Raw genomic sequence first — 17,560 nt, forward strand, 5'->3', positions numbered from 1 at the left:
GCAGTCACATGGAACCGGCTTGACGCCGTCACCACCGCGATCACCGCTGCCCCGGTCCCCCGGCTCCCCCGGTGTCGGCGTGCCCCCGTGCCGACATGAGGAACTCCATTCGGTGAACCGCCGGCTACTGTTCGTGCTCATGCGGGACGGTGATGACCGGACAGCGTGTGTGATGCAGTACCCCCTGACCATGCGAGCGCCCTGAGTGTGCCCGGATCGGGGTCGATGCCGATCACGATCGGTCGTATGCCGCCATGGTCACGGCGACCGCGGGACGCCGCATCCGGTGACCGGCCACTCAGCCCTGATCCGTGGTGCACGCCCCGGAGGATCCCTCCAGCATGCTCCAGGAAACCGGGCCCAGCAGGTCACCCAACCGCTGGAAGACATCCAGGAGCAGGTCGTCCACGGCCAGCATGCCCACGGGCCGGTGCCCTTCCAACACAGGCAGGCGGCGAACCCCGGAGTTGCGGAAGGTCCGGTATGCCACATGGATTTCGTCGGTCACGTCCACCGTGATCACGGGCCGGGTCATCACCGCATCCACCTGGGCCTCCGTGCCCAGGCCCCCGGCCAGCATGCGCACCGCGAGGTCGCGGTCGGTGACGATGCCCAGCAACGCCCCGCGGTCCGTGACCACCACGCAACCGACCCCGTACTCCTCCATCCGGCGGGCCACCTCCCGCAGTTGCGTCCCGAGCGGGACGGCCACCGCCGGAGCACTCATCACCTTCGAGATGTTCATCGGCCGGCTCCTCTCCCGGTTTCGGCGATGGACACCAGCGACAGGAGTCGCAGGCACTCGTGCCGGTCCCGCTCCCGAAAGCCGTCATGTCGGTCCATGACCTCACCGTGCGCGCGCCGCCCGAACCGGAGGTAGGGCCAGTGGTCCCTGACCGTATGGGCGGTTCGGTCGTCGTGCCGGTGAGCTACGCGCCGCACGTCAGGTCACGTCCACATCGATCGACACCTCGGGCGGCCGCAGCAGCGAGTGGTGGACCGTGCAATGGTGCACCACCGTGCGCAGCGCCTCCTTAGGGGCCTGGGCGAGGGGCTCGGAAGTCGGCGCGCGGAGACGTATGCGCACCCGGGCGACCCTCGCAGGCCCGTCGTCCGCCATCTCGAAGTCCGCTGCGGCGCCGAGGCCGCCGCGCGGCAGCCCCTGCCGATCCAGGAAACGCCCCGCATAGAACGCCACGCACGAGGCGAGCGAGGCAACGAACAGCTCGACCGGTGTGGGCCCGCGGTCACTGCCGCCCGTATCGGCCGGCTGGTCGACGACCAGCTCGTGCCCGCCCACTCGGATGTGGTACGACTCCCCACCGGTGAACGACACTTCGACTTCGCTGTTGCTCTGCCTCCTACGGTGGCATCCAAGGCGTCCGGGCAGACGGGGCCGATATGACCCGCGTGGGGACCGACCGGCCCCCAGGATTCCCCCCGACGCCCCGGGACAGGGGCCGGTCGGCCCGCGAAAAGGCCCTGCAGCCCCTCACCGGGACCGTCCCTGCCGGGCCACCGTGGAAGCGAATCGTTGAACAGCTCGCGTTGGAGGCGCACCATGACCCGCCCCGTGGCCGTCGGCCTGGACGGCTCCCCTGCCAGTCTCGCCGCCGCGGACTGGGCTGCCCGTGAGGCACTGCGCCGGGACCTGCCGCTGCGGCTCGTCCACGCCTGGGAGTGGCAGCCCTACACCCACGCACCGCTCGTGGGAACCGACGCACCCCGGCTGTGGTCCGAGCGCATACCCCGTGAGGCCGCCGCGGAATTGCGCCATCGCTACCCGGAGCTGGAGATCACCGCGGACCATCTCACGGGCCCGCCCCCGGAGGTGCTGTGCGATGTGGCCGGGGAGTCCGAGCTGCTGGCCCTCGGCAGCGGGGGCCTGGGCAGGTTGGCCGGGTTTTTCCTCGGTTCCGTCGCGATGTCCACGGTCGCGCACATCGAGCGGCCGGTCGTGCTCGTACGGGCCGGAACGACCGCCGTCGACGAGCACAGGCCGGCCACCGACGGACGGCAGCTGCGGGCGATGCCCTACCGCCCGGTGGTCCTCGGCCTGGATCTGAGCCGGCCCTGCCTTGACGTGATCCGGTTCGCCTTCGAGACCGCCTCGCTGCGGGCGGCCCCGCTGCAGGTGATCCACGGGTGGAACCCACCGGCCTACTTCACCTATGGCCTCGGCGTCGAACCGAGCCTGCGGGCTGACATGGCGGCCCAGGAAACCGATGCGCTGCGGATCGCACTGCGGCGGTGGCAGGAGAAATACCCCGACACCGACGTGATCGAGCAATCCGTCATCGGACAGCCCGCGCACCACCTGGTGGACGCCGGTGCCGACGCCGGGCTCGTCGTCATCGGCAGGCGGGCCAACCGCCTCGCGGCCGGTCCGGCCCGCATCGGGCACATCGCCCACGCCGTCCTGCACCACTGCCCGGCCCCGGTCGCTGTCGTCCCGCACGACTGACCTCGGGACAACTGACCTCGCGAGCACACGATGTGACACCGGTTCGACCTCCCAGTGGGGTCCTGGAATCAGGGTGACGAACCAAACCCCCTGGTCACACACCCGCTGATGACCGTCAGCCAAGATCCGCGCGACAGGCCCTGGACGCGACACGTGCGGGTGCCCCGCGGGCCGACAACATGGGGGGGCCGATTGGTTCGGACGGGGTGAATCGCGAAGGGCGCCGAGCGTGGGAGAAGGGGAGCCGGCCGACCGGTCGTTACGCTCCGAGCGCGTTCGGAGAACGCAGACCGCCACCGGGACGGCAAAGGCCAGGCTCGTGATGACCGAACCACCCTCCAACAGTCCCGTCGCCGCGCACCGGTGGGTTTCGCTGGCCGCGATCTGCACCGCCGCGGGGATGGTCTGGCTCGCCTTCGGCGATCTCGGCGTGGCGATCCCCCAGATCGCGAACGAGTACAGCACCAGCCTGTCGAACCTGCAGTGGGTGAACAACGCCTTCAGCCTCGTCACCGGTGCGCTCGTGATCGCCCTGGGCAAGTTCGGCGACCTCTTCGGCCGCCGCCGGATGTTGCAGCTGGGCGTCCTGCTGCTGGCCCTGTTCTCCGTGCCGGCCGCGCTCGCGCCGGACGTCGGGTGGCTGGTCATCGGGCGTGCGCTCATGGGGGTCGGTGCCGCGCTGATTCTGCCGGCCTCGCTCGCCCTCATTCCGCCCGAGTTCTCCGGGAAGGCGGAGACCGTCGCATTCGGGGTCTGGCAGGCGGTGGCCTGGGGCGGGCTGTCCATCGGGCCTGCGCTCAGCGGAGTGATCACCGTCGGCCTCGGCTGGCGCTGGCTGTTCTGGATCAACCTGCCGCTCGCTGCGCTCACGTTCGTGGTCGTTCAGGCCACGACCCCGGAGTCCCGCGACGAGAAAGCCACGCGCACGATCGACTGGCTGGGGCTGGTGGCCATCGTCCTGGCGGCCTTCGCCCTGCTGTACGCGCTCACCGAAGGGCCGAGCGTGGGCTGGGGAGATCCGCTGATCGTGGCGTTGTTCGTGGCGACCGTGGCGCTCTCGGTCGGGTGGTGGTTCATCGAACGGCGGGCGGCCGAGCCGCTCGTGGACCTCCGGCTGTTCCGGATCCGGGCCTACAACGGTGCCCTCACAGCCAACCTCACGATGAACTTCACCTTCGCCGGTCTCAGCTTCCTGCTGGTGCTCTGGCTGGAGAACGCCCGCGGCTACAGCGCGGTGGAGGCCGGGGTGCTCATGCTGCCGGCCACCGTCGGGGTCTTCCTGTGCATTCCGCTCGGGGGCCGGCTCGACAACCGGTGGGGTGGGCGGCTGCCCTCGGTCGTGGGGCTCGTGGTGGCCAGCGCGGGCCTGTTCATCCTGGGCTTTCTCGGTACGCGCAGTTCGACGGCGTACCTTGCCGTCGCGCTCATTGTCATCGGGCTCGGTCTGGGGCTGGTGAGCACCCCCGTCGCCAACACGGCCGTCGGTGAAGTCCCGATCGAGCTCGCGGGCGCCGCCGCAGGTGTGTTCAAGATGTCCAGCATGCTCGGCGGCGCGCTCGGAGTCGCCGTCCTCACCGCGATCGCCAGGGCGTTCACCACGCAGGAGGCCGCGGGCGTCGTCGAGGCGTCGGGGCTGACGCAGGCGCAGATCTCACAGGTCCGGCAGGCGCTGGTGAACTCCTCGTCCTTCCGGGAAGCGATCGCGTCACTCCCGACCGATCTCCGGCACACCGTCATGCAGGCGGCGATCGAGGCGTTCTCGTCCGGCGTCGCCGACACCATGGCCATCACGGCCTTTCTGGCCCTGGCCGCGACGGTGGTCGTTTACTTCCTGTGGCCACGACGCAGGAAGGGCGCCGCCGATCCTGGCCGGGCCGCCGGGGCAGGCCCGTCCGGCACGTCACGGCGGTCGGCTCAGTAGTGCCGATGCGCAGCGTGGCGTGTGAGGGAACGGCCCGTGCCGAACTGCCGCTGAACACTGCCGAGATGCCCCCGCAGGTCCCCGAGCCGACCGGGCTGAGTCGGCTGCCCGACCACCAACCCCAGTTGCAGGCCCGGGGCACATCGGCTGTCTCGGGGCAGTTGCGGAAGCCGCGATGGTCAGTTTTCGGCGCCGGGCCGGCCCCTGCGGGTCCGCTGCGGCGACTGAGTCGATGGTGTCAGTCGGTGTCGCCCGTGGCGGTCTTGGAGAAGCCGTCATGCCAGGCGGCCTTCGCCCCGGAGTCGCCGATCCGGTACACGTCCACGACAGCGCCCGAGGCCACACCTACGGCCAGCACCGCTGCCACGATGCGGACGACCAGTGCGGACCGGGAGGAGGCGGGCCGGGTCCGTTCCCCGGGGGCGGTCTCCGCCGCGGCCGGCCTGCGGTTCGTCCACCAGATCACCATCGCCAGTACGAACAGGCCCGCAGCCCAGGGGAGCATCCCGTCGCCGAGTTCGGTGTGCCTGCGTACCAGGGCGTTGCTGTCGACGCGCTTCTCCAGCCACTCCCCGGCCTGCGTGGCCAGAGGCACGCTCGCCAGCGTCACCAGGGCCAGCAGCGGCAGCACCATCCCCATGCGCCGGGCGGCAGTCGGCCACATCGCGCCGACCACGACCGCCAGTGCGCTCAACGGAACGAGCACGACGACGAAGTGCACGACCAAGACGTGTGCGGGCAGACCGTTGACAACGTTGAGGCTCATCGAGGTGTTCCTCCAGAAAGCGACCGTGAGGCGTCGGCTCGCGCGCGGTCTCCCAGCGCCGGCCAGTAGGGCGCGTCAGCCTGACACAGGAAGCTCTCAACTTCTTCTGAACCCGCGTCCAGACTTGACAGCAGTGCATCCGATCGTCGTGACCTTCGCCGATTAGGCCGGCCAACTGCACGAGCGGCGGCACTCGTCCTGTCCCACACCGGCGCCGAGGCCGCGAACCCCGACGGCACCGCCGTCACCTTCTGGCGGATGCACCCGGAGCGTGCTCGTCGCAGTCTGCCGTCACTCGGCCTCTCGTGGGACGACCACCAGAGGGCAGGGTGCCATGTGCGAGAGGGTGCGGCTGGTCGAGCCGAGTATCATGCCCCGGAATCCGCCCACCCCGCGTGACCCCACCACCAGACAGCGTGCTTCCGCGGCGGTCTCGGCCAGCTTGACCGGTGGGTTCCCCACGACTACCTCCTCTCGCACCACGACCTGCGGAAACTTCTCCCGGCAGTCGGCAAGTGCCTCCGAGACGTCAGGGAGGGACTCCTGAAGGTCCTGAGGCCGATCGCCGTGGCGTGGGCGCCGAACCTGTACCGCCAGCAGTTCCGTGCCCCACGCAGCAGCCTCCTCGAAGGCGAACGAGACCGCGGGGACCGAAGCCGCGGAACCGTCCACTCCCACCATGACGGGACCGGACCGGGCCTCCTCGCGTGTCGGCTCCAGCGCGAGTACAACCGGGCACGGAGGGTGCCCCACGAGGGCCGGGCCGATCCGTCCGAAGGTGACGGCCTCTCCCGGCCCGGATACCCGGTGGGCACCGACCACCAGCAGAGAGGCTTCCTCGGCAACGTCACGCAGAACTGCCGTCGGGCGGCCGTCGAGCAGTCGGGTGGTGATCTCCAGCCCCGGCACCCGCTTCGCTGTGGCTTCTCGGAGGTCGTCCAGCAGCGACTGCCCGGTAGCGCGGAAGTGCGAAGCCCACACCTGGTCGGGCGAGTCGTGCCGGTCTTTCGGAGCTGCACCGGCGGGCCACTCCTGAGCGTGTACCAAGCACAGCGACCGCCCTCGCCTGGTCGCGGCATCCGCAGCCCAGTCGACCGCTCCATGACTCTTCGCCGAGCGGGAAACTCCCACTACCACCGGGGCACGCACGTCGTAGCTGCTCATGGTCCCTCTCCTTCCGGAGGCAGTTACCAGGCGCGTCGGGCCTGTTCCTGCTGCCTCTGCCACTGCGTGGCAGTGTCGTCGTGACACGCCCGGAGCCGTCGACCACGGGCAGCTGCTCGACCTTCTTCCCTCGTCCTGGCCGCCCGGACGAAGCGCTCCACTCGGGGCGGGCCACCGCCACAGGGCTCGACACAAGGGTTTGGGCGGTACTCGGCCGCCCGTGAGGGAGCCCTGTGCTCACGAGCCTGCCTCGCCCCGATGCTCCGCAGGTAGGGCCGGGTGGCACCCGGCAAAGCCGAGTGGGCTCTGTCGGACGTAGCCGGGCCGAGCAGCGCCTCCGGTGGACCAGGAGGCCCGCAGTCGATGCGCCCCTCGCCTCGCCGCCGACCCGGTCGACCGGAAGGTCGTCGAGGAGCAGCGGGTGCGGGCGCGCGGGAGCAGAGGCCGCCTGCCCGGTAGCCCGTGCGCGCGTAGCGTCGGTGACAGGTACGAACCGCCGGAGCGTCCGAGATGGAGGCCAGAGTGGGCGTCGAGGAGTCCAGGAGCGCCGCTGCCTCGGGGGGCCTGTCAGGGCACGAGGCTGCGCGGCGGCTGAAGGACATCGGTCCCAATGCTCTGCCCGCACAGCCGCGCACTCCGGTGTGGAGGCGCGTGCTGCAACAGTTGCGAGACCCCCTGATCGTGGTGCTCCTGGTGGCCGCCGCTCTGACGATCGCCACCGGCGACTTCCGCGATGCGGCCGTCGTCCTGTTCGTGATCACCGTGAACACCGTGGTCGGCGTCGTCCAGGAAGTGCGGGCGGAGGAGGCCGTAGCGGCGTTGTCGGCGATGAGTGCGCCCGTCGCCAGGGTCGTACGGGACGGCGCGGAGCGATCCGTGGCGGCGGCCGAGGTGGTGCCGGGAGACCTGGTCCTGCTGGCCGAGGGCGACATTGCACCGGCGGACGGTGACGTACTGGATGCGGCAGCGCTGCTGCTGGACGAGTCGTCGTTGACCGGCGAGTCCGTGCCGGTGGAGAAGGCTCCCGGCAGCGAACTGTCGCGTGGCACGGTGTCAGCGGGCACGGTCGTCGTCCGGGGCCACGGCCGCGTCGTGGTCACCGCCACCGGCACTCGGAGCGCCCTGGGCCGGATCGCATCGCTTCTGGGCACCGCGCCCGTTCTGACGCCACTGCAGCGCCGACTGGTGGGGTTCGGTCGCACACTGGCGGTCGTCACCGTGGCGCTGTGCGCCGTGGTCCTCGCCCTGGGGCTGATCCGCGGGCAACCGGTGGAGCTGATGATCGTCGCGGCGATCAGCCTCGCCGTTGCCGCCGTTCCGGAGTCGCTGCCCGCTGTGGTCACGCTCGCCCTTGCCCTCGGAGCACGGCGTATGGCCGAGCGGCACGCCATCGTCCGCCGGCTGCCCGCCGTGGAGACGCTGGGGTCCATCACCGTGCTCGCCACCGACAAGACGGGCACACTGACCGAGGGCCGGATGGCCGCCGAGCAGCTCTGGACACCGCGCGGAGAAGCCACGGTCGCGGGGACGGGCTACGCACCCGAGGGTCGCGTTCTGCGCGCCGGCCAGGCGGTCACGGCGAGCGGCGCACCCGACCTCGCCGCACTGGTGAGTGCCGCGCTGCTCTGCAACGACGCCGCTCTGGAGCCCCCCTCGGACGGCAGGACGGAGTGGCAGGCACTGGGGGACCCCACCGAGGCCGCTCTGCTCGCGGCGGGGGCCAGATTGGGGCTGGACCGGGCGGCGCTGGACCGCGAGCTGCCTCGGGTGGACGAGGTCCCCTTCGAGCCGGGTCGCAAGCGGATGACGACGGTGCACCACCGGCCGGACGGTGGACTGCACATCGTGTGCAAGGGGGCTCCGGAGTCGATGCTCCGGCCCGAAGTCCTGGCTGACGGGCCGGACCTGCTCGCGCGGGCGGCCGCACACGCCGAGGAGCTGGCGCGCGGCGGCCACCGGGTGCTCGCCGTCGCCACGCGCGACCTTGAGGCGCGGTCAGAGCGTCCCGAGACCTGGGAGACACGGCTCTCTCTGCTCGGGCTGATCGGCATCCTGGATCCGCCCCGGGGCACCTCTGCCGCCACCATCGCCGCCTGTGCACAAGCCGGTATCGCCCCCGTACTCATCACCGGCGACCACCCCCTCACCGCCCGGGCACTCGCCGAGCGTCTCGGCATCGCTTCGGGAGGCGGGACGGTCACCACCGGCGAGCAGATACGGCAGGGCACAGCGGGCGAGCTGACCGGCATGCGGGTCTTCGCTCGGACCACGCCCGAGCAGAAACTCGACATCGTCCAAGCATGGCGCGGGACCGGGCACGTGGTGGCGATGACCGGAGACGGGGTCAACGACGGGCCGGCTCTGCGCAGAGCCGACATCGGCATTGCGATGGGACAGCGCGGCACCGAAGTGGCACGCCAGGCGGCCGACCTCGTCCTCGCCGACGACAATCTGGCCACCGTCGTCTCCGCGGTCGAGGAGGGGCGCCGCGTCTACGCCAATGTGCGCCGGTTCCTGCTCTACGCCCTTGCCGGAGGCACCGCGGAGATCCTCGTCATGCTCCTCGGTCCGTTCCTGGGGATGCCGCTGCCCCTGCTGCCCGCCCAGATCCTCTGGATCAACCTGCTCACCCACGGCCTGCCCGGTGTCGCCCTCGGGGCGGAACCCGTCGACCCGGGGGTGATGCACCACCCGCCGCGCCCACCGGAGGAGAGCGTGCTGGGCGCCGGCCTGTGGCCACGCATCCTGGCCATGGGGGCCTTCGTCACCGCGGTCACCCTGGTGGCCGGGGTCTGGGCACGGGAGACCGGCCGTCCCTGGCAGTCCATGGTCTTTCTGGTCCTCGGCGCGACCCAACTGGGTGTCGCCATCGGCTCTCGTGCCCGACCGGGCAGCCTGGCCAATCCCTTCCTGCTGGTCGCCGTGGCCGCAGCCCTCTGCCTGCAGGCAGCGGGCGTCTATCTGCCACCGCTGCAAGCCCTGCTGGGCACGGAGCCACTGCCGCTCATCGACCTCGCGATCGCCGCCGGACTTTCCGGCCTCGGCCATGTCGTGATGCGCCTGCAGCGATGGCTGTGCCCGGAGCACCCACCTGGCACCGCCCCGGCCGACCGTGTGCGCGCGGTGTCGCGCACCGGTCCCGTGAAGTGGCTGAGCAGGTGAGCCCGTGAGCGGTGGCGCTCGCCGAGGAGGTCGGCAAACCCACCGTCTCCAGCAGAACGGCCACGGCACCGGGACTCACCACACCACGGGCGCACCGCCGTGCCGTCCAGCGCCATGCCCGGGGACGGACCAACCCGGCGCGACACTGCCGTTCCCAGCATGGAGACTCGTATCAGGGGCTGACCTTGAGGAGAGCTCGTGGCCGGATTCCGGGATTTCCTGATGCGGTTCCGCCCGGCCGGCTCGCCCGGCCGGGCGGCGCCCGGGGGTGTGCCCGCGGACCGCTCCGCCGAGCTCTCGGCCGAACTGGAGCCGTCGCTCGCCTTGCTGGAGCGGACCGAAACAGCGGCGCGGACCATACGTGAGCAGGCCGCGCGCAGGGCTGCCGAGACTCGACGCGGAGCCGAGCGAGAGGCCGCGGAGATCGTTGCACGAGCACACGCTCGCGCACACGGCATACGGGCGGAGAGCGCCGACCGGGTGCGCCGTGCTGCCGAGGCGGAGGCGGCGGAGCTGCTCGCATCGGCGGAGCGTGAGGCGGCTGTGGTGCGCCGGCGGGCCGACGCGCGGATGCCTGTCCTGCTCGACCGTGTGTCGGCGCTCGTGACCGAGGAACTCGAAAATACGGGGACGGGTGATCACAAGGCGCCCGAGGTGCGCGGTGCGCCGGAGGAAGGGGGCCCGCGATGGGCGGCGGGTGGGTAGCCGGTGTCACCAGAGCCAGGGCCATGCTGTCCCGGTGCCTTGGAGCCGGCGGTGCCCGGGACGTGGCTGCGGGGCCCACGCTCGACGATGCCGTCCGCTACCTGGGAGCCACGGCCTATCGGCACGACCTCCGGCCCGATATGTCACTGGCCGACGCTCAACGGGCGGTCGGAGCAACCCTGTTGTGGCATCTGCGGGTGCTGGCAGGCTGGCAGCCCCGGAGCGGTGCAGAAGCCGTCCGTCTGCTCGCCGCCGGGTTCGAAATCGCCAACACGGAGGAGCACCTCCGCGCGGTGGGGGGAGCCGGACTCCCCCGGCCCGCCCGGCCCTACCAGCTCGGCACGCTGGCGACCGCCTGGCCACGGCTTGCCCGGACGGCCTCACCTCCGGAGTTGCGGACCGCGCTCGCCGCTTCCGTGTGGGGCGACCCGGGAGCCGAGTCGCCGGCGGCGGTGGCCACCGGAATGCGGGCCTCCGCCGCCGTGCGGACGGCGGGCGCCCTGCCGGAGGCCGCGCGCTGGGCAGCGGGCCGCATGGCGCTGCTGGTCGGCCGCGAAGTATTCGTCGTCGGCCGCCGCATGGCAGAGCCAGCTGCCCGGCGTGCGAGCCGGCTGCTCGGCTCGGCGGCGGTACGCGCGGCCTCGTTCGCCAACTTCCGGCAGCATCTGCCGGCCACGGCGCGCTGGGCGCTGGACGGGATCGACGAGGCGGCGGACCTGTGGCGGGCAGAGGCACGCTGGTGGGACCGGCTGGAACAGGACGGGTCCGAGCTGTTGCGCGGATCCCGCTGGGGCTCCGGGCCGGTGGTCGGTGCCGTCGCGGTGCTGTCCGCGGATGCCTGGCGGGTGCGGGGTGCGCTGGAACTCGCCGCCCGCGGCGGCAGACCGACAGGGGTGTTCGATGCTCCTGCCTGAGGCCGTGACGCCCGTCCGCATGCAGCGCGTGGCGATCGTCGCCCCACGTGAGGTCTTGCGGGAAACCCTCGTCGAGATCGCCGAAGCGGGCTGCGTCGAGATCGACCGGATCGACGAGGGCACGCCCGGAGCGCCGGGATCGGCCACCCGACGGATGCAGCGTTCCCTGACCGAGGTGAAGAGCCCCGTCCTCAGCCCCGTCCCGCCGGACCTCGACGCACTGGAGCACGCGGGGCGTACGGATCTGCTGGCGGGCGAGGCACAGCTGGAGGAGCGCCTCGCCGGCACGGTCCGGCACGGGGCCGTCGCGGCACTCGCCGGATGGTGCCCCGCCGCCGAGGTCCCCGCGACGGCCGAGCGCATCGCCGGAGCCGGGGGCGCACTGGTGCCGCTGCGGGCGCCGCGCGGAATCGACCCGCCGACCATGCTGCGCAGCGCCGGCGCCGTGCGCCGTTCCTTCGCGCCCCTGGTCCGGACGTACGGGACCGTGCCCTACGCCGACCTCGATCCCACCCTGCCCGCCGGCCTCGTCTACGTGCTGATGTTCGGCGTGATGTTCGGCGACGCCGGGCACGGCGCACTGCTGCTGCTCGCCGGGCTGCTGCTGCGTCTCGGCCGCCCCCGCCGCGTGGCGTCGCTCCGCGCGCTCTGGCCGTTCATCGCCGGAGCCGGGCTGGCCAGCATGCTGGCGGGTGTCGCCTACGGCGAATTCTTCGGCCCGACCGGGGTGCTGCCGGTGCTCTGGCTGAACCCCCTGGACGAGCCCGTACGGCTACTCGCCTCAGCGGTCGGTCTCGGTGCCGTGCTGCTCGTGCTGGCCTACGGGGCCGGGATCATCAACCGCTGGCGGGAGCACGGGGCGGCGGGTGCTCTGTACGCGGCCTCCGGCATCGCGGGGTCGGCGCTCTTTCTCGGACTCGCCCTGACCGTCGGCGCGCTCTCTCTGGGCCGCACCGGCTTCGCGCTCACAGGGGCGGCGGTCGCGCTCGTGGGTCTCCTCCTGGCCGGGTACGGCCTGTACGCGACGACTGCCGGGGGCGTGGGCGGCGCCGCCCAGACCGGTGTCCAGCTCTTCGACGTGGTGGTGCGGCTGGGATCGAATGTCATCTCGTTCGCGCGGCTGGCGGCCTTCGGGCTCACCCATGCCGCGCTCGGCTCGATCGTGTGGGAAGGCACTACGGGGCTGGCGGGAATGAGGGGTGCGGCGCTGGTCGCGGCCCTCGTCGTCTTCGTCGTGGGCAACGCCCTCGCCTTCGCGTTGGAGGCGCTGGTCGCCGGCGTTCAGGCGTTGCGTCTCGAATTCTACGAACTGTTCTCGCGCGTCTTCGAGAGCCAGGGCCGTCCGTTCCGTCCCTGGCACCTGCCCGTACAGCACACGGAGGTGTCGCAGTGATCACGTGGCTCATCGCTCTCCCCGTCGTCGCGGTGGTCTTCGCCGTCACCCGGCTGCTGCTGCGCCGCTCCGGCCGGACGGCCCTGCGCTGGGTGGTCGCCGCCGATGCGCTCCTGCTCGTGGGCGCGGCCGCACTGCTGGCCGTGGCGCTCAGTGACGGGCCCGCGCAGGCCGCCACCACCGCGACGGCCGCTCAGAACTCCGGCTCCGGCTCAGCCGCCCTGATCGGTGCCGCGATCTCGGTGGCGGGGGCATCGATCGGGGCGTCGATCGCCGTCGCCTATACCGGAGCCGCGGCGCTGGCGGCGCTCAGCGAACGGCCCGAACTCTTCGGCCGGGCCATGGTCATCGTCGGACTCGCGGAGGGAATCGCCATTTACGGCCTGGCCGTCGCGATCATTCTCATCGGAAAGGCCTGACCATGGGACGCGTGGCCGCGATCGGCGAGCAGGTACGGGTGGCGGGGCTGGCCCTGGCCGGAGTCACCGTCCTCGTCGCCGAGGAGCCCGACGTGGTCCGCGCGGCATGGCGGGACGTGCGGGAGGAGGCCGGCCTGGTGATTCTCACACCTGCGGCGGCCGACGCCCTGGGCCCGGCGGTGCTCGATCGCATCCCGCCGCTCACCGCGGTGCTGCCGCCATGAGGACGCCGGTCCCCGGCGAAGCCGGTGCCGCGCTCGAACCGGTGCGTGCCGAACTTCTCCGGGCTGCCCACGCCGAGGCCCAGGCTCTCCTCGCCGCGGCGGAACGTGAGGCTGCGGACCTGCTGGACGCCGCCCGGGCCGAAGGAGAGGCGATCGTGGACGCATCCCGTCGGCAGGGCGAGGAGGAGGGACAGTCCGCTGGGCGTGCGCTCCTCGTCCAAGCCCGTCGTACTGCCAGGGCCCGCGAGCTGGGTGGGCGCAGAGAGGCATACGAGCAGCTTCGTCTGCGCGCCACCGAACGCGTCCGGGCGTTGCGGGACACGGCCGGCTACGACGCTGTGCTCGACCGGCTGACCCGGCGCGCCCACCTGCTTCTCGGACCGGACGCGGACGTCACCGAGCACCCCGACGGCGGTGTGGTCGCTCATGCCGCGGGGCGGAGCGTGGACTGCACACTGGATGCCCTAGCCGCGCATGCACTGGACCGGATCGGTCCCGAGGCGGAGACGCTGTGGGCGCCGTAGGGGCGTCAACCGAAACGGCTCTCGGGGCACGGTCGCCCGAGACGGCTCTGCGGCACGAGTCGTCCGGGCAGTCCTGCCGCATCCTGCGCGTCGCCGGCCCCCTGGTGGAGATGGAGTACGCGGACGGGACCGCGATGTATGACCTGGTCTCGCTCGGCGAGGCCGGGCTGCCCGGCGAGGTGGTGGCGATCAGCAGCGGCACCGTCACCGTCCAGGCATACGAGTACACGGGAGGACTTGCTCCCGGCGATACCGCGTTCCCGCACGGAAGCCCGCTCTCGGCTCGGCTCGGTCCTCAGTTGCTCGGCGGAATCTTCGACGGTTTGCTGCGCCCGCTGCCCGGCGGCGGGGAACGGCTCCTCCCGGGCGCCGCCCGGGACGGGGACAGTGAGCGCGCCTGGTCGTTCATCCCGAAGACAGGCACGGGAGCACGGATCTCGGAGGGCGAAGTCCTGGGCGAACTCCGGGGGACGGGGCCGGTACGGGTACAGGTCCTCGTGCCACCGGGCTCCGGTGGGTTGGTGGAACAGATCTCTGCAGAGGGCTCCGTTCCGCAGGACGCAGTGGTGGCCGTGGTGGGCGGCACCGAGGTAGGGACCGGCACCTCATGGCCCGTCCGGCTGCCGCGACCGGTACGCGAGCGCAGCCGCGACCAGGAACCGCTGAACACCGGGCAGCGCGTGATCGACCTGCTCTTTCCGGTCGCCCGGGGCAGCACGGTCGCCGTGCCGGGCGGTTTCGGCACCGGGAAGACCGTGCTGTTGCAGCAGATCGCCAAGTGGTGCGACGCCGACGTGATCGTCTACGTCGGCTGTGGGGAACGGGGCAACGAGATGGCCGACGTCATCACCGAACTCTCCGCGCTGGAGGACCCCCGCACCGGCGGACGGCTCGCGGACCGGACGGTGACCGTCGCCAACACCTCCAACATGCCGATGATGGCGCGCGAGGCCAGCATCTACACGGGCGCCACGGTCGCCGAGTACTTCCGGGACATGGGGCTCGACGTCGTCGTCATCGCCGACTCGACATCGCGGTGGGCCGAGGCTCTGCGGGAGTTCGCCTCCCGCACCGGCGCGCTCCCCGCGGAGGAGGGGTATCCCGCGGGCCTCGCTTCGGCAATCGCCGCGTTCTACGAGCGGGCGGGAGCCGTGACCACGCTGGGCGGCGGCCGGGGCTCGGTCACCGTGATCGGCGCGGTGTCCCCGCCCGGTGGCGACCTGACCGAGCCGGTCACCGCGCACACCGAACGGTTCGTGCGCTGCCTGTGGTCGCTGGACCGCGATCTCGCCTATGCCCGCCACTACCCCGCCGTCTCCTGGTCGGGTTCCTTCTCCCGTGACGCGGCGGCGCTCGGCGCCGGGCAGGCAGCCACGGGGGATCCGGACTGGCTCACGCGGCGCGACCGCGTCGCCGCTCTGTTGGACGAGGCGGACCGGCTGTCCGATCTCGTCGACCTGATCGGCATCACCGCGTTGCCTGCTCAGGAGCGCATCAGCGTCCTCGCGGGGCGGCTGGTGCGCGAGGCGGTGCTCCAGCAGAGTGCGCTGTCCTCCCAGGACGCATACTGCGCCGCGGAGAAGACCGCGGCCCTGGTCGATGCGGTGTTCGCGGTCATCGACCGCTGCCGTGAGCTGGTCGATGCGGGCGTGCCTGCGGCCGCTGTCGAAGAGGTGGACTTCGGGCCGGTGCTGCGCGCACGCGAGGAGGTCGGCCCGGATGACGCCGCGGGAGTGGCGGCTCGGCGGGACGCCGTGCTCGCCAGGCTCCGGGAGGTGCGGTGAACGGCCACGGCGCGCCGGACCGCCGGCGCCTTTCGGTGCTCGGCCGTGCGGGAGGAGGAGACCGGCGGTGACCATCTGGGGCGAGATCGAGTACACGGCGGTGCGCGAGCTGCGCGGTCCGCTCGCTGTGGTCGAAGGAGTGTCAGGGGTCGGCTGGGACGAGTTCGTCCGGATCACCTCGGATTCGGGCGAGCAGCGGCACGGCCTCGTCCTGGAAGTGGACCGGGGGCTCGCCGTCGTACAGGTCCTGGAAGACACCACCGGTATGGACCCGGCCGGCCTCCGGGTGCTCTTCACCGGAGCACCACTGCGCATTCCGGTCGGGCCAGGGTGGCTGGGGCGGATCTGCAACGGACGCGGCGAGCCTGTCGACGGCGGGCCGCCGGTCTTCGGGAAGACCTACGCGGCGGTGGGCGGCAGCCCGATCAATCCGGTGCGGCGCGAACCACCGTCCGAACCGGTGCTCACCGGCGTCGGTGCCGTCGACGGGCTGACCACCCTGGTGCGGGGGCAGAAGCTGCCGGTGTTCTCCGTGGCCGGGCTGCCTCATCTTGAGCTCGCTGCCCAGATCGCCGCCCAGGCCACCGCGGGTGGCGAGGCGTTCAGCGTGGTCTTCGCCGGGATGGGCCTCACACATCCCGATGCCGCCTTCGTACGTGACGCTCTGGAGGAGCGCTCGGCGGCAGGCGAACTGGTACTGCTCCTCAACACCGCCGACGACCCGGTCATCGAACGGATCCTCACCCCACGCGTCGCGCTGACCGTCGCCGAGCACCTCGCGTTCACCGGCGGGCGCCATGTGCTCGTGGTGATGAATGACATGACCAGCTACGCCGAGGCGCTGCGTGAGGTCTCCGCCGCCCGCGGCGAGATCCCGGCGCGCCGCGCCTATCCCGGCTACCTCTACAGCGACCTCGCCTCGCTCTACGAACGCTGCGGGAAGATCCGCGGCCTCCCTGGTTCCGTCACCGTCATGCCTGTGCTGACCATGCCCGCGGGCGATATCACCCATCCGGTCCCGGACCTGACCGGCTACATCACCGAGGGCCAGATCGTGCTGTCGCACGAGACGCACGCCCGGGGCGTGTACCCGCCCGTGGACGCTCTTTCCTCGCTGTCCCGCCTGATGCGCAAGGGCGCTGGCCCCGGCCGCACCCGCCTCGATCATCTGGACGTCGCGGCGCAGCTGCTCGCCGCCCTCGCCCGGGCACGGCAGGTACGGGAACTCGCCGACCTGGTGGGACAGTCGGGGCTCAGTGCGACCGACCGCCGCTACCTCGACTTCGACGAGGCGTTCCTGCGGCGCTTCATGAATCAGCGCAGCAACGAACTGCGCACACTGGATGAGACGTTGGAGGGCGCCTGGCAGGTGCTGCTCACGCTCCCTCGCAGCCAGCTCTCCATGCTGCCGGCCGGTCTGCTCGACGCACACGGGGCGCAGGAGACAGGAGCGGGGAACGTCGAGCGAGGGACGGGAGGATGACCTCCGTGGCCCGTACCCCGCCCTCCCGGGCCGGCCGCCTGCGCCTTCGGCACAGCCTGGACGTCGCCCTGCGCGGAGCCGACCTCCTCGAACAAAAGCTGCGCATCCTGCGTATACGGCACCAGCTGCTCCGCGAAGCCGAGCAGACCTGTGCCGGACGTTGGCACGACCAGGCGAGGCAGGCGGAAACCTGGCTGCTGAGAGCAGTTGTCCTGGGCGGTGAACAGGCCCTGGCGACAGCGGCAGCGGGTGCCGGCATCGCGGACATCACCGTCCACGAGACGTCCACCGTGGGACTGCGGCATCCGTCCGGGGCCTCCTGTACGGTCCCGGACCGGGCTCCCGCCTCGGCCGCACCGAGCAACACAGCCCTGGTACACGCCGAGGCGGCCTACCGTGAGGCGGTGCGGGCGGCCGCCGAGTACGCCGCCGCGCAAGCCGCGGCCCGGATCGTCGGCGCGGAATTGCTGAGCACCCGTCAGCGGGTCCGCGCCCTGCGACGCCACTGGATCCCCCGCCTGGAAACCGCGCTCGTCCGAGTGGGTCTCGCACTGGAACAGAGTGAGCACGAGGATGCGGTACGACGCCGGTGGGCCGCACGGCAGGCCGGAGAACGCGGGACCACCCGGGGGTGAGC

General features: G+C 71.8%; 16 protein-coding genes. 12 read left to right on the forward strand and 4 right to left on the reverse strand.

The features are described from left to right. Positions 1-298: 298 nt before the first annotated feature. A complete protein-coding gene (locus BKA18_RS00585) occupies positions 299-745 on the reverse strand; it encodes a CBS domain-containing protein (RefSeq protein WP_366043588.1) in 447 nt (148 codons plus the stop codon). Between the two features lie 198 nt (positions 746-943). Further along, positions 944-1,336, reverse strand: coding sequence for an OsmC family protein (locus tag BKA18_RS00590; protein WP_429638078.1), 393 nt, complete (start codon positions 1,334-1,336; stop codon positions 944-946). Positions 1,337-1,561: 225 nt separating this feature from the next. Here BKA18_RS00590 and BKA18_RS00595 point away from each other — a divergent pair, with 225 nt between their 5' ends. Together BKA18_RS00595 and BKA18_RS00600 are read left to right on the forward strand one after the other, a co-directional pair. After that, positions 1,562-2,464 carry a universal stress protein gene (locus tag BKA18_RS00595; RefSeq protein WP_366043590.1) on the forward strand — a complete coding sequence of 301 codons (903 nt, stop codon included), beginning with the start codon at positions 1,562-1,564 and terminating at the stop codon, positions 2,462-2,464. 322 nt (positions 2,465-2,786) lie between these two features. Further along, the gene (locus BKA18_RS00600) at positions 2,787-4,385 is read left to right on the forward strand and encodes an MFS transporter (RefSeq protein WP_366043591.1); all 1,599 of its coding nucleotides are present in this window, start codon (positions 2,787-2,789) and stop codon (positions 4,383-4,385) included. A 238-nt stretch (positions 4,386-4,623) separates the two neighbouring features. Here the strand turns inward: BKA18_RS00600 and BKA18_RS00605 are convergent, their stop codons facing one another. Together BKA18_RS00605 and BKA18_RS00610 are read right to left on the reverse strand one after the other, a co-directional pair. Beyond that, positions 4,624-5,151 carry a DUF2231 domain-containing protein gene (locus tag BKA18_RS00605; protein ID WP_366043592.1) on the reverse strand — a complete coding sequence of 176 codons (528 nt, stop codon included), beginning with the start codon at positions 5,149-5,151 and terminating at the stop codon, positions 4,624-4,626. A gap of 291 nt (positions 5,152-5,442) precedes the next feature. Continuing rightward, on the reverse strand, positions 5,443-6,315 hold the full coding sequence (locus tag BKA18_RS00610; RefSeq protein ID WP_366043593.1) for a universal stress protein: 873 nt from the start codon (positions 6,313-6,315) through the stop codon (positions 5,443-5,445). Between the two features lie 510 nt (positions 6,316-6,825). Between BKA18_RS00610 and BKA18_RS00615 the strand changes: the two genes are divergently transcribed. The 10 genes from BKA18_RS00615 (at position 6,826) to BKA18_RS00660 (ending at position 17,558) form a co-directional block, all read left to right on the forward strand. Next, on the forward strand, positions 6,826-9,477 hold the full coding sequence (locus BKA18_RS00615; protein WP_366043595.1) for a cation-translocating P-type ATPase: 2,652 nt from the start codon (positions 6,826-6,828) through the stop codon (positions 9,475-9,477). A gap of 198 nt (positions 9,478-9,675) precedes the next feature. Continuing rightward, a complete protein-coding gene (locus BKA18_RS00620) occupies positions 9,676-10,182 on the forward strand; it encodes a hypothetical protein (protein ID WP_366043596.1) in 507 nt (168 codons plus the stop codon). A 62-nt stretch (positions 10,183-10,244) separates the two neighbouring features. Then, entirely contained in the window at positions 10,245-11,096 is an 852-nt protein-coding gene (locus BKA18_RS00625; protein WP_366043597.1) for a serine/threonine-protein kinase, read from the forward strand. Next, entirely contained in the window at positions 11,083-12,489 is a 1,407-nt protein-coding gene (locus BKA18_RS00630; protein WP_366043598.1) for a V-type ATPase 116kDa subunit family protein, read from the forward strand. Before BKA18_RS00625 ends, BKA18_RS00630 begins: the two co-directional genes overlap by 14 nt. Continuing rightward, positions 12,486-12,908: an ATP synthase subunit C gene (locus tag BKA18_RS00635; protein ID WP_366043599.1), complete on the forward strand. Its 423-nt coding sequence runs from the start codon at positions 12,486-12,488 to the stop codon at positions 12,906-12,908. Before BKA18_RS00630 ends, BKA18_RS00635 begins: the two co-directional genes overlap by 4 nt. Before the next feature lie 2 nt (positions 12,909-12,910). Further along, the gene (locus tag BKA18_RS00640) at positions 12,911-13,132 is read left to right on the forward strand and encodes a V-type ATP synthase subunit F (RefSeq protein ID WP_254068494.1); all 222 of its coding nucleotides are present in this window, start codon (positions 12,911-12,913) and stop codon (positions 13,130-13,132) included. Further along, positions 13,129-13,656, forward strand: a complete 528-nt coding sequence (locus tag BKA18_RS00645; protein ID WP_366043600.1) for a hypothetical protein — start codon at positions 13,129-13,131, stop codon at positions 13,654-13,656. The genes BKA18_RS00640 and BKA18_RS00645 overlap by 4 nt, the downstream gene beginning before the upstream one ends. Further along, positions 13,644-15,440, forward strand: a complete 1,797-nt coding sequence (locus tag BKA18_RS00650; protein WP_366043601.1) for a V-type ATP synthase subunit A — start codon at positions 13,644-13,646, stop codon at positions 15,438-15,440. The genes BKA18_RS00645 and BKA18_RS00650 overlap by 13 nt, the downstream gene beginning before the upstream one ends. A gap of 67 nt (positions 15,441-15,507) precedes the next feature. Next, positions 15,508-16,923: a V-type ATP synthase subunit B gene (locus tag BKA18_RS00655; protein WP_366043602.1), complete on the forward strand. Its 1,416-nt coding sequence runs from the start codon at positions 15,508-15,510 to the stop codon at positions 16,921-16,923. Next, positions 16,920-17,558, forward strand: a complete 639-nt coding sequence (locus BKA18_RS00660) for a V-type ATP synthase subunit D (RefSeq protein WP_366043604.1) — start codon at positions 16,920-16,922, stop codon at positions 17,556-17,558. Before BKA18_RS00655 ends, BKA18_RS00660 begins: the two co-directional genes overlap by 4 nt. Positions 17,559-17,560: the final 2 nt, after the last annotated feature.

Source organism: Streptomyces auratus, from assembly GCF_050433025.1.
Classification (GTDB): Bacteria; Actinomycetota; Actinomycetes; order Streptomycetales; family Streptomycetaceae; genus Streptomyces; species Streptomyces sioyaensis.

Excerpts from the sequence above, each read along its gene's own strand:
- BKA18_RS00585 (WP_366043588.1), bottom strand. The coding sequence starts at position 745 with ATGAACATCTCGAAGGTGATGAGTGCTCCGGCGGTGGCCGTCCCGCTC.
- BKA18_RS00595 (WP_366043590.1), top strand. The coding sequence starts at position 1,562 with ATGACCCGCCCCGTGGCCGTCGGCCTGGACGGCTCCCCTGCCAGTCTC.
- BKA18_RS00600 (WP_366043591.1), top strand. The coding sequence starts at position 2,787 with ATGACCGAACCACCCTCCAACAGTCCCGTCGCCGCGCACCGGTGGGTT.
- BKA18_RS00605 (WP_366043592.1), bottom strand. The coding sequence starts at position 5,151 with ATGAGCCTCAACGTTGTCAACGGTCTGCCCGCACACGTCTTGGTCGTG.
- BKA18_RS00610 (WP_366043593.1), bottom strand. The coding sequence starts at position 6,315 with ATGAGCAGCTACGACGTGCGTGCCCCGGTGGTAGTGGGAGTTTCCCGC.
- BKA18_RS00615 (WP_366043595.1), top strand. The coding sequence starts at position 6,826 with ATGGAGGCCAGAGTGGGCGTCGAGGAGTCCAGGAGCGCCGCTGCCTCG.
- BKA18_RS00630 (WP_366043598.1), top strand. The coding sequence starts at position 11,083 with ATGCTCCTGCCTGAGGCCGTGACGCCCGTCCGCATGCAGCGCGTGGCG.
- BKA18_RS00640 (WP_254068494.1), top strand. The coding sequence starts at position 12,911 with ATGGGACGCGTGGCCGCGATCGGCGAGCAGGTACGGGTGGCGGGGCTG.
- BKA18_RS00645 (WP_366043600.1), top strand. The coding sequence starts at position 13,129 with ATGAGGACGCCGGTCCCCGGCGAAGCCGGTGCCGCGCTCGAACCGGTG.
- BKA18_RS00660 (WP_366043604.1), top strand. The coding sequence starts at position 16,920 with ATGACCTCCGTGGCCCGTACCCCGCCCTCCCGGGCCGGCCGCCTGCGC.